Origin of the sequence: Nocardia sp. GP40 (assembly GCF_050434125.1) — a bacterium.
GTDB lineage: Bacteria > Actinomycetota > Actinomycetes > Mycobacteriales > Mycobacteriaceae > Nocardia > Nocardia albiluteola.
Genome location: NZ_JBNPVW010000025.1, coordinates 1 through 14,988 on the forward strand (window position 1 = coordinate 1; position 14,988 = coordinate 14,988).

Consider the following 14,988-nt stretch of genomic DNA (forward strand, 5'->3'; position numbering starts at 1 on the left):
GCATGGTCCCACTGGCGCCGCCGCCGACAACACCAAGCCCGGCTATCGCACTACCGGCGCCGAGGCCACCCACTCACCTGAGTGACGTTGCAGTACTAACCCTGGGCCTGGGAATCAGTGTCGGTCACAACCAGATCGAGTTGCTGATGGCCCGTGCCGGGATCAAAGGGCTGCCTGGCAATCGGCGGCCCAGACCCAAACATCAGACCCCCACCGCTGGCGATCTGGTCAACCGGTCCTTCGCTCGATCGCAGCCAAATCAGTTGTGGGTCACCGATATAACCGAGCATTACACCCGGCGGATTCAACTGGTTGTCGCAACATCTCGAGGGTGAGGAGTTGCGATGGGTGCGCCGAAGCGGCGGCAGTCGGATCGGGCGACGCGACCGAAGATACGGTCCCCTGGCCGGCCGAAGTCTGCCAGACGTGAACAGCAGCAATGGTTTTGGAAGCATATCGCTGCCGGTTTGTCTAACGAGGATGCGGCGGTGCGAGTCGGTGTCTCCCCGGCGGTGGGCTCACGGTGGTTCCGCGATAGTGGCGGGATGCCATCGGTCGGCTTGGACCCGCACTCGGGTCGCTATCTGTCGTTTACCGAGCGGGAGGAGATCGCATTGCTGCGCGCCCAGGACCTCGGGGTGCGCGAGATTGCTCGCCGGATCGGGCGCTCGCCGTCGACGATCTCGCGTGAGCTGCGCCGCAACGCTTCGACCCACAGCGGGTATCTGCACTACCGCGCCTCGACCGCGCAATGGCATGCCGACCGGCGCGCCCGCCGCCCCAAGCCGGCCAAACTGGCCCACAACGAGAGGCTGCGCACATACGTGCAGGACCGGCTGTCCGGGACCGTGACCGCGGCGGATGGAACGCCGGTGCCCGGCCCATCGACGCGGTGGATCGGCCGCCGCCACGGACCCCGCAAGGACCGGCGCTGGGCGACCTCATGGAGCCCGCAGCAGATCGCCCACCGGCTGCCGGTCGAATTCCCCGACGACGAGTCGATGCGTATCTCGCACGAGGCGATCTACCAGGCGCTCTATATCGCCGATCGTGGTGGTCTGCATCGTGATTCGACCGCGTGCCTGCGCACCGGGCGGGCGCTGCGCGTCCCGCGGGCCCGCACCCGTGGACGTGGCAAGAAGTTCGTCAACCCGGGCAACCTGATCAAGCATCGGCCCGTCGAGGCCCGGGACCGCGCGATCGCCGGGCACTGGGAAGGCAACTTGATCATCGGTAGCGGCAGTTCGGCGATCGGGACTCTCGTCGAGCGGACCACCCGGTTCACCGCGCTTCTGCACCTGCCGCGCATGACCGGGTGCCCACATCTTGGCCGCCCCATACAGCGACTCCGGCGCGCGCCGTCTGCGCTCGTCGGGCTCGTAGTAGCCGGCCAGCACCTCGGTCACGGCCAGATCCCACAACGCCCGCTTCGACGGCGGGCGCTTGCACCACGCATAGAAGGTTCTCGGGGCGATCTGGCACCCATGCGCCGACAGGGCACGGCAGATCGGAACGACCCCGAACCGAGCACGATGCTCGGCGATGAACTCACAAATCAACGACGTCGCGGGTCGCTCTCCCACACGAAGAAACTCGTTGCCGCCTTAAGGATTTCGATGGTCTCCTCAAGCTCTTTGTTCTTGCGGCGCAGCTCCCGGATCTCGCGTGCGGCATCGGTGGAAACACCCTCGGACTCACCGGTGTCGACCGCGGCCCGGCGGATCCAGGTCCGCAAGATCTCAGCGTTCATTCCCAACCGAGCCGACACCGCGGTGATCGCCGCCCACTCCGACGGGTACTCCTCACGATGCTCGGTGACCAGCCGCACCGCCTTGGTCTCTGCGTCGTACTTGCTCGGCATGATGCCCACAACCTTCCCAAGAAGAAGGATGATGTTCCAAACCCAGGGGGATTCAGATCGAGCTGTTCGGTCCGGCGGTCGGGCAGACGCCGCTTCCATGACGACCAGCTCAGTCGCGTTTGCGAAGAGAGCACGACACGATTGGCTCGGCAGGGCTCACGCTGCGAAACATCGGCTATCGCTGAGTCAGTTCCTGTGTCGGGGCGTCGGGATCCACATCCTGAATTCGCCGGGCCTGCTTGAATCGCCGCGGCGGCCGCACTGGCGTGCCGTCGGGATTCATCGGGATCTGTAGCGTGGGTGGGTCGGTGACCGGCGTGGTCTTTCTTAGGTCGACCAGGCTGGTGTTGTGCGGGCGTTCGTCCGCGAGTAGTGGTTCGTCCAGGCCGATGCGTTGTTGAAATCGCTTCATCCACCGCGAGGCCCACCAGCAGTCGTCACCGAGCAGTTTCATGGTGGCCGGCACCAGCAGCATGCGCAGCACTGTGGCGTCGATGAACAGCGCGGCCATCATGCCGTAGGCGATGTACTGCATCATCACCAGATCAGAGAACGCGAATGCACCCACGACCACCAGCAGGATCAGCGCGGCCGCGGTGATGATGCGGCCGGTCTGCGCGGTGCCGACCCGGACCGCTTCGGAGGTGCTTGCGCCCTTGCTGCGTTCCTCGATCATGCGAGAGAGCAGGAACACCTCGTAGTCGGTGGACAGGCCGTAGATGATAGCGATGATCAGCACCAGCACCGGTGACATGATCGGTTGTGGTGTGAAGTTCAACACCCCGGCGCCGTGACCCTCGATGAAGATCCAGGTCAGGATGCCCAGCGTCGAGCCCAGGCCGAGCGTACTCATCAAGAAAGCCTTGAGGGGCAGCACCAGCGAGCCGAAGGTCAGGAACATCAGCAGCGTGGTGATCAGTACGACGATCAGGACCATCAGCGGCATACGGTCCAGCAGCGTGTCGATGCTGTCCTTCTGGATGGCCGGTTGCCCGGTGACCATCAATTGCGTGTCCCCCGGGGCCTCGATCGAGTGCAGGTAATCGACGGCCTCGTCTGCGGTGGAGGTGTCACTGTTCTTCAGCGGTGTCTGTATCACCCATACGTTAGAGCCGTTGGGCGGGATCGAGGGCGTCGGGAACCGTGCGGCCAGTCCCGGAGCTTTGTCTGCTTCCTGCTGGATTTGATAGATCTGGCTGGGATCGTTGGTCTGGATGATGAGCTGGATCGGGTTGGACCGAAACTGAGGGAAGAGGGTGTCGAACTGCTCCTGTGCTATGCGGGTCGCGTTGTCCGGCGGCAGATAGGTTTCGCTGATACCGCCGAATTTCAGGTTCTTGACCGGGGTGATCAGTAGCAGCAGGATGACGCACAGCGGGATCGCAACCTTCAGGGGGTGCCTCATCACCCACTGGGTCTGTCGGCCCCAGAAGCCGTTCTCGATTTCCTGCGAGGTCTTGGTCTTGCGGAACCACTTGAAGCCCAGCGCATCCACCCGGCGCCCGAGAACGCCTAAGGCCGCGGGCAGGACGGTCAGCGCGGTCAGGGCGGCCAGCAGTACCGTCGCGATCGTCCCGTACGCCACCGACCTGAGGAAACCTTGCGGGAACAGCAGCATACCGGCACTGGAGCCGATGATCATGGTCGCCGAGAACGCCACCGTCCGCCCAGCGGTCATCACCGATCGGCGTACCGCCGACGGCACCTCGTAGCCATCGGCGAGTTCTTCCCGAAAGCGACTGACCATGAACAGGCCGTAATCGATGGCCAGACCGAGCCCGATCATCGAGACGACCGCACCGACGAACGAGTTCACGTCGGTGAACTTCGTAATGCCCATGACAATGCCGTTGGCGCCCAGCACCGTCAGACCACCCACGATCAACGGCAACGCCGCCGCGACCACACCGCCGAAGATGAAGAACAACAGCACCGCCACAACCGGGATGGCGATGATCTCCATGCGCTTCTGGTCGTGTGCCATGGTGTCACTCAACGCGAACGAGACCCCCTGCTGGCCCGCGACCTGCACCTTCACCCCGGGCACAGCGAAGGCGTTCGCCTTACTGACCGTACGGAAGTTGTTCAGGGTTGTGGTGTCGTCGTTACCCACCACCGCAACCGATGCGAATGCGTGCCGCTTGTCCCGCGTACCAAATACCGTCTGGGACCACTGGCCGGTCCGGGTCTTCCAGTAGGAACCGTTGATCATCGAGATTTCGTCGGGATATTTCTGCGGCAGGCTGTTCAGACTGCCGGTGATCGCCGTGCTGATCTGCGGGTCGTCGACTGTCTTCCCGGACGGCGCGGTGTAGAGCAGGATCACATCACCGAGATGGTCGCGCCCGTACGCCTGATCCTTGAGCCGGGCCGCCTGAGACGACTCCGACCCCGGATCGTCCCACCCGCTGGAGCTGAGGTGATCCTGTAGGCCCAGACCGAACCAGCCCAGACCTAGCAGAGCTGCGACCACGACCCCGATCACGGCGTAGCGGAACCGGTAGACCAGCTCGCCCCAGCGGATGAACACCCAGCAACTCCTCACATCTCTTCACACGAACGGCAATCAAGCTGCATCGACCAGAGGCGTACCGCGCACTGCGGCCGGACAATCGACCATCCGATCACAATCCCGCACTTGTGCAGCAAATCCGAAACACCCGAACCACGTCCGCACCAGTGAGCACCACGCGCAGGCATCGGGAAAGGGCGCCGACACACGTAACTCGTTGACAACCATACTGCGCATCGATCCCCGGGCTTGGATTGGGCAACATGCAAATTGACGATACGAACCCCACAGCGCGAATCCACGCCGAACGGTCCTCGTTCTGCACCGGAACGAAATTCCGGCGAAGCATCGAATAGCTCGCTGTATCTGTCCCGCAATCCTGCTCTTGCCACCATGCGGTCGGCGACTACTGGCAGTCGGCAACTTTCGGAATTGGGTCGGCTATTTTGCTTTGAGGCACGAAACTCCGACTGAGCAAGCACGTGCACAACGGACAGTCGAGACTGTGAAGCATGCACTCGAGTCGCCCACAGCGCCGACCGCTTGGAGCCGTCCGTTGAGTTCACCCTCATCCGCGGTCACTGGATCCCCCTCGACAGTTCATGGGTCACCGATCGATGCTGACGAGTCTCGGGTCCGTCTGTACGCCCCTGAGTTCGCAGCAGATCCCCATGAGGCGTATCGGGAGATGCGCGGTCAATTCGGCGCGCTTGCTCCTGTGGAGCTGGCACCAGGCGTACCAGCCACCCTGGTTCTCGACTACCGTACCGCAGTACGAATTCTTTACGATCCGGAGCGCTTTCCCGCCGATCCACGAGTGTGGCAGTCGACAGTTGGTGCCGACTGCCCTGTTTTGCCCATCATGCGGTGGCGTCCAGTTGCTTCGCGCAGCACGGCAACCGCCCATGTCCGGTATCGGCAGGTCGTCGTCGCGACCCTCGATGCAGTCGACCTGTTCGATCTGCATCAGACTGTTGAAACAACAGCGTTGTCCGTGATCGACGAGTTCAGCCGGGTCGGCACCGCGGACTTGGTCAGCCAGTACGCCTTCCCTCTGACCTTCGCTGTCGTCAATGCACTACTCGGCTGTCCCGCCGAGATCGGTCAGCGGGTTGTGCACGGAATGGCGGCCCTGCTGGACTGCGAGCGGGCAGAATCGGGCTACACGGAAATCATCGAGGCTCTGTCGGAATTGGTCGCGTTGAAACGAACAGTACCGGGCGACGACATCGTCACCCGGATGCTGCACCACTCCGCAGCCCTCGACGACGCCGAGATCATCGAAGAGGTGATGGAGCTCTACGGCGGTGGAATCGAACCATTACAGAATCTCATTTGCAATGCCCTGCTGCTCATGCTGACCGATGAGCGGTTCGGTGGTGGTGTCGTTGACGGCAGCCTGCTCACCCGGGATGCCATCGACGAAGTTCTGTTCACCAATCCCCCGCTGACCAACTTCTGCATCAGCTATCCCCGCCAGCCAATTCTGCTGGGAGGTGTGTGGCTTCCTGCGCACCAACCTGTGCTGATCAGCATCGCCGCCTGCAACGGCGATCCCGCTCTCGGTCGTATAGGTGACTACACGGGCAACCGCTCGCATCTGGCTTGGAGCGCTGGACCTCATACCTGCCCGGCGCGCTCGGTGGCATACCTGACCGCCCAGGACGCCATCGACCAACTGCTCGACGTCCTCCCGGAGATCAGCCTGGCTGTCACCGCTGAACAACTCGAATGGCGTCCCGGCCCCTTCCACCGATCCTTGCGTGCGCTGCCCGTCGAGTTTCCGCCGTTGACACCAACTGGGGCCAGAGGATGAGCTGGATGTGCCGGAACCAGAGTGGTAGCGTCCCGAGCGTGCACGCCTGTCGGGCGGGGCGACCGGCGTGGGAGTGTCTGCAGCACGAGTTGGCCGTTGAGGTGTGCTATGGAATATAGCGATTTTACAGTAACCAACGCTCTCGAATTCTCAGCGTTGAGTGATAACCTGCTTCCGACGGAACATCGCTACCGCGAACCGACGTTGTGGCGTGCCCATCTGATGGCGCAAAATACCGCGACCCACTCTCTGGTGTGGTCCGAACAGAGCGGAGACAAAATCGTCGCTCGATCGCGGTCGTATGCCAGGAAGGGCCCCGAAGACATATTTTGGATCATGCTCCCCCAACAGGGCGAGTTCGTAGTGGAAAAAGACGGCGAGCGAACCCAAATCTCGGTTGGCAGAGCCGTACTACTGCGGCCGGATGAGACGTGGCGGATGTACATGCCAGGATCGATCTCCTACGGCCTGCGCATACCACGAGCCGATATCGAGCAACGTCTCAACTCAACAGGGATTTCGCGACCGGTTCTCAATATGCAGACCGGCCTCGGCAGAATCGTTCAGGCAATGGTCGACGAAACCCACGATCAGCGATCCGCATTGACCGTCAGTGAATTCAATGCGGTTTTCGATCGAATCGGAGAACTATTGTCCATGATGTCCTCCGGCGACATGGGCCCCCAGCGACCGCACCTCACTGAGACAGCCGAAGCAGTCCGACAATTTGTCCGACAGAATATAGGTGCGGATCTTCGCTTGTCAGCAGTCGCCCGAGCTCTGAGCTGGTCCCCGCGCCAATTGCGGCTCGCTCTGCACCAGGCCGGTACCACATATCGCGAAGTTCGCCAAGACGAATCCCTCCGCGTTGCCCGCGACATGCTGGAGGAGCTGGGAACACACGACACATCCATCGCCGAGATCGCGGCGCGCTGCGGGTTCACAACAACATGGTTCTCTACCGCGTTCAAAGCCCGATACGGCGAAACACCCCGCGAATTTCGCAGACGTCGACTGTATGAGCCGTCCGATCAGCTGTAGCAGGCATGCCACAGCTGATCGCTGTTCACGGGAACACCTGAAAGGACCGTTGCAAGGCAGACCATCTCCGAGTTACCCGGGACTGAACCGACGAACGAGCCCGATCCTGGCCACTGATCGCCCACGCACTCGACACCGATCACTGAACGAAGACCGTCCGGCCGCGGCGCACATGAAGGAATTCAGTGCAGCAGAACAAGCAATTCGAAAGACGAGAAACCGTGCGACCATCTTCACCACTCCCACACAGCCGGATCGGACACCGACGGGTGACGGGGAATAAGGCCCGCGCGTGGAGCAGAGCTCCCGGCACGACCATTCGACAAGCTCACGTCTCAGTACATCATTCCCTGAGTGCCCTACTGGCCGATGGACTACCCTCAACCCGGCCCACTGTGATAAATAACACCAGCCAAGACGAACTGGAAACATCATCGTGAGGATCTTCTTCGAATGTCGATTGCGTCGCATCTGAACTGTCTCGAGACGTCGGCGGCAGCGAGTGTCGAGTCGTCATGCCTGGTCTCTTTTTTCGGGAAATCAAATCTGGAGTATCGAACCCGATTGGCAAACATCGAGGATGGCGAGTCGGTCTACTGTCGATCCGGTAGCCTCAAGGATATAGAGCTCCGCGGTTGCCATATCGCCGCACTAAATGAATGGTCCAATGCGGTCGTCGTTTTCATCGTCGGTTTCTTGCCAGAAGTTCGTGGACGCCTGCGCGACCGGCCGTTGACCGCGATTGCCAACGTTGTTTTCGACCATTGTTCGACCGTAGTGGCCGCCATGCGACACCGACACCCGGAACAGAGCCATATGCGTCTTCTGGCACAGACCGACCGGTCGAACGGCGGAATGAGCCGACTTTTCCGGCGTGGCGGTACCTACACCGGCATCACCACAGACGGATGGCCGCTCTACGAGCCACTGAGAGAGACGACTTATTCTCACCTGATTCTCCCTACCGACGGGCTTCGTGATGGATGATTCAGCACAGAAACAGGTGACTCGAGCCCGAGAAGAAGGGCTCTCCGGCGGTCACGTACAGCAGATTCGCGCCGATGTGCGCGCGTCCTGGGACCGTGCCCGTCGAGGCGGCTTGCACCCGGATCGTCACCTGCCACACATCGTGCTGACCGACGACGAATTGCGGGAGCAGCAAGAACTAGACCCGATGGGCGCGGTCTGGCCCGTGTTGCTGACAACCCTGGGCAGCGCGGCATCCGAGCCCGGGCACATCCTGTTCGCTGCCGACGCACGCGGGCACCTGCTGTGGGTCCGCGGCGATGCCCGGACACGCCGCGCCGCCGAGCGCGCCCATCTCGTGGCCGGCGCCCGGTGGAGCGAGGCGGGTGCGGGCACCAACGGGGTAGGCACCGCGTTGGCGCTGGGAAGACCGTTCCAGGTGCGCGGAGCCGAGCACTACCTGTCGATGGCCGTGGAGTACACGTGCACTGCGGCCCCGATCCGCGACCCGGTAACCGGGGCCGTGGTCGGTGTCGTCGACGTCACCTGCCCCCGCCGCGACGTCCGCTCACTGGCGCTGCCGCTGGTCACTACGGCAGCCCGTTTCGCCGAATCGCACCTCGCCGACCTGCACCGTCGTCGCGATGCACGGGCCCGCACCCGGTACGTCGACCGAATCTCGGCCCGCTCACCGGACCGCAACGCACTGTTGTCAGCGGACGGGCGAGTCCTGCACGCCGAGCCTGCCGGCTGGTTGCCACGGATCTGGCCCGGGCCCCTGGTCGAGGGCCCGGCCGAACTTCCCGACGGTCGTCCGGTCATCGTCGAACGCCTCGCATCGACCGGTCTGTTCGGCGTGCGCGCATCACGCCACGCCGCCTTCGACACCCCAACCGCCCACGTCACCGCGCTGGGGCGAGATCGGGCACTGCTCCACCTCGACGGCGTCACCCAGCAACTCGGTGTCCGGCACAGCGAGCTCGTCGTGTTGCTGCTCGCCCACCCGCAAGGCCTTACCGCCGCCGCCCTGGCCCAGCAGGTCTACGGATGCGACGGCAAAGCCGTCACCGTGCGCGCCGAACTCGCCCGGCTGCGCCGGATCCTCGGGTACCGGCTGGTTGCCAACCCGTACCGGATCGATGCCACTATCACCGCCGACTTCCAACAGCCCGACACCACCCCCGCCACGTTGCTGCCCAGCTCTCAGGCACCCGGAATCACCCAGCTCCGGCACCATCAGATCACGTTGGATCTCGAAGAACTCTGACTGATCCGAGTCCGCGCCATCATCAGCCACAATGGGCAGCGGGACAGCGCCCTCTCATCCACATTCGACATTATGGTGAACGTCATCCAGAACCGGGCATTTCAGCGCGAGAGCTGGAGAACAGCACTGGGGTGGGAATTCCTGGGGTTCGTTTCGCACAGCCAGGTCTTCCCGTCGCCCGATTGCAACGTCAGCGCAACCTCTCAACATTGAGTATTCAACAGTCGATCAGCCGCCTATCATCAAGGCTGTGCAATCGGCATCAAGGGCTATGCAATGGCGGAACGTGCTGACCGTCGCGGCGATGATAGTCGCTGTCTCCGGCGTGACTGCGGTCGCTGCGGGGCCGAGTCGGCCGAACCGCCCTCGAACCATGGTGCGGCCGTCGATCTTCCGACGATCCAGCAGATCTTTTCAGATCTGTCATACTCCCGGCACCGGGCTCCATGACATCACCCCCGAACTTTCCCCAATCACTCGACGACACAGCATGCTTGATCATCACCGCATTGGTTTACGGCGCGGTCAGCGCTATCCTGGATATGCCGATCCTCTGACAGTGGTCATATGTTCAATAACGCGCTGGAACAGATGAGCTGCGACGGGGCGGTTACGGGGGTCGGGAATCCGCTTGAACGACAGTCCACTAACCCAGTCATCCATCTGCTACACCGTTGGTCGATCTACGTCCGGGCTGGCCGCGATTCAACCCGAACACACCGGGCAGGATGTTGCTGACGACCCAGCACGCAGATTTGAAGTGCGTTGCTTCGGTGGATTCCCCGAAACCAAGGTCGAGTTGGCCATCGTCATCCGATCCCCGCCGTGTGTCACAAGCCTGTGTCGCGGTCTGTACTTGGGCTGAGCTGCACCCACTCGGCAGCGCTCGCCTATCTCGGTTTCCAAGGAGAACTCAATGATCATTGTGCGCAGTGAGCTGGAACGATTCGCCGATGAATACGCCAACGCCTGGAATACCCATAACCTTGATGACATCATGTCGCGGCACACCCAGGACACGATCTTTCGACTGCACCTGCTCGGCGCACCGGAGATCATCGGCCATGCCGACGTGTGCAACGCTTTTGCAGGTCTACTGACGCTCGGGCCCGACAGCCATTTCGCCGTTCAAGATCTGCGATGCGGGCCGGGTTTCCTGGTCTGCCAATACGTTCTCACCGCTACGTTGACCGTGCCCGTGCAATTTGAGCAAGTGTGCGTGGAACCGACTGGCAGGCCGATCGCGGTCACCGGGATCGATGTGCTCACGATGAGAGAAAATCTGGTTCAATGCAAGGATACCTACCTCGATATTGCTGCGGCCCTGACGCGGTCAGGCATACTGCGATGACCGATTGGCACAGTGTCCACGAGGGTGTCGTCACACCGTTTTCCGCTGGATGGGCAAACCTGGACAGTCATGCGTTTCGGCACGCTCTCGCCCGAGGATGCACAGCTTGTCCAACCATTGATACCACCCTGTTTGGGGAAACAGCCGTGGTCAGCAGAGGTTGACGACTGGTGGCAACCCTGCCGGATCTGCACACGGTTCAGAGAGACAGGTTCATCGTATGTCGATCCCATTGTCCATGCAGAACAGTATCAGATACCTGCAGCTGGTAGCAGGAAGAAGGCCCCATGTGAAGCAAAACCTTGAACGCGAATCTTCAGTGGACACTCACCTCTCGACACGTCATCGCCTGCAATATCGAACTCGACTGGTGCATCCTAACGAACTCGACCTGCTGTGCCACATAAAATGCGAACTCTTCTCGCGGTCTGCTTTTTCGGTATCGCTGCAGGCGATAAGAGAGCAAATCCTGAGCATATTTGAGGCGAATGCGCTTTGTTTCGCATTGATAGAGGCCGAGGTTGATGATAGCTTTATGTCGATCGGAATGACGTCCATCCTTCCGTTAAATCGAGCCGGCGAGTCGATGTACTGCCAGACCGGAGGTTTGAAGGACATCGAACTTCGTGGTCGCCATATAGCTGCGCCGGGAGAATGGTCCAACGCGGTCCTAATTTTCATCGTAGGCTTTAGTCGAGCTATCCGGGGGCAGTTGCGGGACGGACCGTTGACCGCAATTGCGAATGTCGTCTTCGATCACGGCTCGCAAGTAGTTGCCAGCATGCGCGCTCATCATCCTGAACAGCAGTATGTTCGACTATTAGCGCAGACAGACCGTTCCAACGGTGGAATGAACAGGCTATTTCAACGCGGTAGTTCCAGCACCGGAATCATTACCGGCGATGGCTATCCGCTGCGAGAGCTGGTCGTGGAACTGCCTACCGTGATATCCGACCGGGATAATCTCTCCGGTGTGTTTCTCTCCTCTTTTGGCCGCATCGCCAACGCGCGATCGTCGGTCGATGTACGGGCATGAGCATCGGGATGCGAACCGCAACCGAACCCGAGATGCAACTCACGAAATTCGGCACACCCTATTTCGACACCCTGGATTCCCAGGGCGCAATTCCATCGAATCGGCCCCACCGTCCCGGGTGGCCAGGCCACATCGTCCGCTCATCCCAGCGGCAGGGAATCTGAATCCGGGCGAAAGTCCCCGACACACTACCAGGTGGCCAGGACGGCGGCACTTTGCAGCGCGGCAGGTGTGGGCCTGGCGGGTTGCCAGCGAGATTGCCTCGGTAGTGGGGGGTTGATGCTGATGCTCGGGGTAGCCGTCGCTGAGCCGTCCACGTCCGGACCGAATAGCGGATCGTCCAATGGTTACCAGGCCCCCTCGGAGAGCTCCGATCTCCCGGCCCGACCGGTTGTCGATCACATCGAGCCGATTACCGACCATCGGCTGCGAGTATTCGTAAAGTCGCCTGCGATGAACCGTGTCGTGCAGGTACAAGTGCTTGTGTCGACCGATCGTAGCCGGTCGCGACCAACTTTATACATGCTCGACGGCCGAGAACACAAGCAGCTGGATAGAGCAAGACCATGCCGCAGAGTTCTTTGCCGCCAAAGATATCAATGTCGTGTTATATAAGAAGCGCAACTTATTCAGAGGCTAGTTGGTAGAAGTGCAGGCCGATGACTGCAGAGATGGTTTGTCGAGAGGTCTGAGGTGTCCGGAGGTTCGCGGACAGTGGCCCAAAGTAGGATTTGGGTGAGCTGAACCGAGTTGTTTGTGGCACAGAAGAAGTCGCGGCATTTCACCCCGGAGTTTCGGGAGGCCGCGGCCAGGGAAGTGATGGAGAGGTCTCGGGCGTTCGCTGAGGTGTGTTGGGCAAGACGGCCTGAATCGAGATCGGTTGTGACGAGATGTTGAATCCCAAGGTCGCGGAGATCATTGCTGCTGCTGCGCGTCGGCTGGAATGTTTGGATGCAGCCACTGACAACATAGCCCTGAGGATCCGACGGACTGGCAGCACTCTGCGTTCGGTTTACGCCGAAAGGCAGCACCTCGACATGGAGATCGCTGACCTTATCGGCGGCCTTCCCGCAAATGCTGAATTCGGCGGGTCGCGCACGCTTTTGGATAGGCTCGAACACGATTTACCCGGGACCGAGGACGTCTTCTACCGGGATCTGCGTGACTATGTGAGACAACACGAGATGCGGGCGGAGATGCGCGAGGAATCGTCGGAAAGTGCGCAATGGTTGGCGAACCGAACCTGGGGTCGAGCCATCCAGATCAAACAGGACTATCTCCGCCGGCAAGGTGTAACCGGGCGAGCGTACGCCCAGGCCATGTGGGAGTGGAAGGACCGGCTCGAACGCGCGGCTCGCCGCGACGGTGACCCGCTACCGTTCTCCCCGGAGATCGCGGGAAGAGAGCCGTATATGCGTGAGGTCTACCGTGCAGACGGGCGGCCCCGGGACGTAGCCTTCGAACAAGGTTTTCGGTCCTGGAGCGACACTTCGGACGGTCCCGACCCGAGCCTCGTAAATCTCGACCCCGGCGAAGAGGACAAGATATTCACCTCGAAGAACCCTGCCGTAGCCGCAGGGTTTGCAGCGGTCCGAGAAGGAAGGGAGGCGTATGTCATCCAGGATGCCCGGAACTATACAGATATGAACGACCGGTACGGGCCCGACTACCCTGCAGGCGGCTTGGACGAGGTGACGTTTCCGGACGTGCCACCCGACAAGGTCAAAGGCATGCTCATCAACCGGTACGACCCGAGCGCCGGACTGATCCCCAACCCCAACTTCAAACCGTACGAACCTACACCGACCAGGCCACCACGTGAGGACGGCGACTGACAAGAACCTACACTGCGCCAATCTTCCGGCAACTGGGTTTTCGGAACCTTCATGTAGGGGTGCCGTTAATGGTCGTGCGTGGATGACCGGTGACGGACCGAAAGTGATCTTCGACGGCGCGGTGGCGTGGCTGCGTGCCCGCCAAGCGCTGTTGCCGGGCATCACGACGTTGGAGCGTCTGGTTTCCGATGGGCGCAAGACCGCTGATCAGCGGTTGTGGCGGCAGTTGGCGTGTTCTGTGCCGCCGCAGACCTCGGGTCCGCTGCTGCGGCTGCTGGAGATCCCCGACCCGGCCAAGCAGCGCGTGAGCGAGTTGGAGCGGCTGCGCAAAGGCTTGTTCCGACCGTCGTCGAAAGGCATGATCGCCGCGCTGAACCGGATGGCGGACTTGATCGCGGTGGGTGCCGGGTCGCTGGACGTGTCGACGGTCCCGCCACAGCGGCTGCTCGGGACCGACCCGCGGCTCTGCGCGGCCATTGTCGATCGATTGACCTTCGGTGGGCACATCATCGAAACCGGCACCCAAAGCTACCGGCTCATACGAACCACGCAAGCCGCCGGACATACCCCCGGCCGAAGAACCCAGCGCCACAGCCGACGCTCGAAACCCAGCCCTGACCGCCTGCCGCAACTACCGGGCGACGCCGAAATTCGCCGGTACTTACCTGGTCACGCCATGATTCGGGGTTATCCGGATGTCCGACAACAGCATCCGAATCGACGATGGGATCGAACTCGCCGAACTGCTCCAGTTCATCAACGACTGGCTCGCCACAGACCAGGACGCTCGCATCTCGCTGGACCTCCTCGCCGGCCCTGCCGAACCCGCCCCAATTCCCAAGCACGAATTCTGATTCCGCCGGTTATCTATAAGAAGAGCATACGATCGAGAATCTCGACGCAAGTGCCTACTTTGATCTCGAGCTGTCCGCGCAACGAGTCGGTCTCGAACTCGATTGCCAAGCATCGGGTTTCGCCACTCCACCCGATCGAGAGTCGTGTCGCCCCCTCCCGGAAGATGTCCATCACGGCCATCTCACCCTTCAGACGGCGGAACCGCACAGATCTGCCCACCACATCGAAGGAAAACACGACCCGATCGTCGTCGGCGAGGTCGATCGCCAGCATCCGTACCGCCTCGTCTCGCAGACCGACTCCCATACGCTCGACCCCAAGCTCTATCCCGAGCTCCTGGACGAACTCGGCATCGTCAGGAACAACAAATTCCCGGGACACGATCTTTCCTCCGCACCATCCAGCACGCCGATCATCGCGCTCGCTGCCATCGGGACTGGTTGCAGGA

General features: G+C 61.5%; 10 protein-coding genes and 4 pseudogenes. 11 read left to right on the forward strand and 3 right to left on the reverse strand.

The annotated features are described in order from the left end of the window. Positions 1 to 344 precede the first annotated feature (344 nt). A pseudogene (locus tag ABH933_RS43000) lies at positions 345 to 1,316 on the forward strand (IS30 family transposase); the annotation flags it as partial. Here the strand turns inward: ABH933_RS43000 and ABH933_RS43005 are convergent. Together ABH933_RS43005 and ABH933_RS43010 are read right to left on the reverse strand one after the other, a co-directional pair. Further along, positions 1,278 to 1,861 (reverse strand): annotated as a pseudogene (locus ABH933_RS43005) (IS3-like element ISMysp3 family transposase); the annotation flags it as partial. The pseudogenes ABH933_RS43000 and ABH933_RS43005 overlap by 39 nt on opposite strands. A gap of 175 nt (positions 1,862 to 2,036) precedes the next feature. Next, entirely contained in the window at positions 2,037 to 4,391 is a 2,355-nt protein-coding gene (locus ABH933_RS43010) for an MMPL family transporter (protein WP_429428422.1), read from the reverse strand. 670 nt (positions 4,392 to 5,061) lie between these two features. Here ABH933_RS43010 and ABH933_RS43015 point away from each other — a divergent pair. From ABH933_RS43015 to ABH933_RS43060, 10 genes and pseudogenes are all read left to right on the forward strand, one after another. After that, the gene (locus tag ABH933_RS43015) at positions 5,062 to 6,189 is read left to right on the forward strand and encodes a cytochrome P450 (protein WP_429428420.1); all 1,128 of its coding nucleotides are present in this window, start codon (positions 5,062 to 5,064) and stop codon (positions 6,187 to 6,189) included. A 108-nt stretch (positions 6,190 to 6,297) separates the two neighbouring features. Next, on the forward strand, positions 6,298 to 7,230 hold the full coding sequence (locus ABH933_RS43020; protein ID WP_429428418.1) for a helix-turn-helix domain-containing protein: 933 nt from the start codon (positions 6,298 to 6,300) through the stop codon (positions 7,228 to 7,230). 453 nt (positions 7,231 to 7,683) lie between these two features. Continuing rightward, complete coding sequence (locus tag ABH933_RS43025; protein ID WP_429428416.1) at positions 7,684 to 8,217, forward strand: hypothetical protein; 534 nt, start codon at positions 7,684 to 7,686, stop codon at positions 8,215 to 8,217. A 16-nt stretch (positions 8,218 to 8,233) separates the two neighbouring features. Next, a complete protein-coding gene (locus tag ABH933_RS43030; RefSeq protein ID WP_429428413.1) occupies positions 8,234 to 9,463 on the forward strand; it encodes a GAF domain-containing protein in 1,230 nt (409 codons plus the stop codon). Positions 9,464 to 10,379: 916 nt separating this feature from the next. Further along, positions 10,380 to 10,814, forward strand: a complete 435-nt coding sequence (locus ABH933_RS43035) for a nuclear transport factor 2 family protein (RefSeq protein ID WP_429428411.1) — start codon at positions 10,380 to 10,382, stop codon at positions 10,812 to 10,814. Positions 10,815 to 11,103: 289 nt separating this feature from the next. Beyond that, on the forward strand, positions 11,104 to 11,850 hold the full coding sequence (locus ABH933_RS43040) for a hypothetical protein (RefSeq protein WP_429428408.1): 747 nt from the start codon (positions 11,104 to 11,106) through the stop codon (positions 11,848 to 11,850). 890 nt (positions 11,851 to 12,740) lie between these two features. Next, positions 12,741 to 13,685 carry a hypothetical protein gene (locus ABH933_RS43045; RefSeq protein WP_429428406.1) on the forward strand — a complete coding sequence of 315 codons (945 nt, stop codon included), beginning with the start codon at positions 12,741 to 12,743 and terminating at the stop codon, positions 13,683 to 13,685. Next, a pseudogene (locus ABH933_RS43050) lies at positions 13,669 to 13,860 on the forward strand (DUF4158 domain-containing protein); the annotation flags it as partial. The gene ABH933_RS43045 and the pseudogene ABH933_RS43050, both read left to right, overlap by 17 nt. A 276-nt stretch (positions 13,861 to 14,136) precedes the next feature. After that, positions 14,137 to 14,238: pseudogene (locus ABH933_RS43055) on the forward strand (IS21-like element helper ATPase IstB); the annotation flags it as partial. A 142-nt stretch (positions 14,239 to 14,380) separates the two neighbouring features. Then, entirely contained in the window at positions 14,381 to 14,539 is a 159-nt protein-coding gene (locus tag ABH933_RS43060) for a hypothetical protein (protein WP_429428430.1), read from the forward strand. A 13-nt stretch (positions 14,540 to 14,552) separates the two neighbouring features. Here ABH933_RS43060 and ABH933_RS43065 read toward each other — a convergent pair whose 3' ends face one another. Then, a complete protein-coding gene (locus tag ABH933_RS43065) occupies positions 14,553 to 14,921 on the reverse strand; it encodes a hypothetical protein (RefSeq protein WP_429428428.1) in 369 nt (122 codons plus the stop codon). Positions 14,922 to 14,988: the final 67 nt, after the last annotated feature.

Coding starts and splice junctions, on each gene's coding strand:
- ABH933_RS43015 (WP_429428420.1), top strand. CDS start 5,062: ATGCGCGGTCAATTCGGCGCGCTTGCTCCTGTGGAGCTGGCACCAGGC.
- ABH933_RS43020 (WP_429428418.1), top strand. CDS start 6,298: ATGGAATATAGCGATTTTACAGTAACCAACGCTCTCGAATTCTCAGCG.
- ABH933_RS43025 (WP_429428416.1), top strand. CDS start 7,684: ATGTCGATTGCGTCGCATCTGAACTGTCTCGAGACGTCGGCGGCAGCG.
- ABH933_RS43035 (WP_429428411.1), top strand. CDS start 10,380: ATGATCATTGTGCGCAGTGAGCTGGAACGATTCGCCGATGAATACGCC.
- ABH933_RS43045 (WP_429428406.1), top strand. CDS start 12,741: ATGTTGAATCCCAAGGTCGCGGAGATCATTGCTGCTGCTGCGCGTCGG.
- ABH933_RS43060 (WP_429428430.1), top strand. CDS start 14,381: ATGTCCGACAACAGCATCCGAATCGACGATGGGATCGAACTCGCCGAA.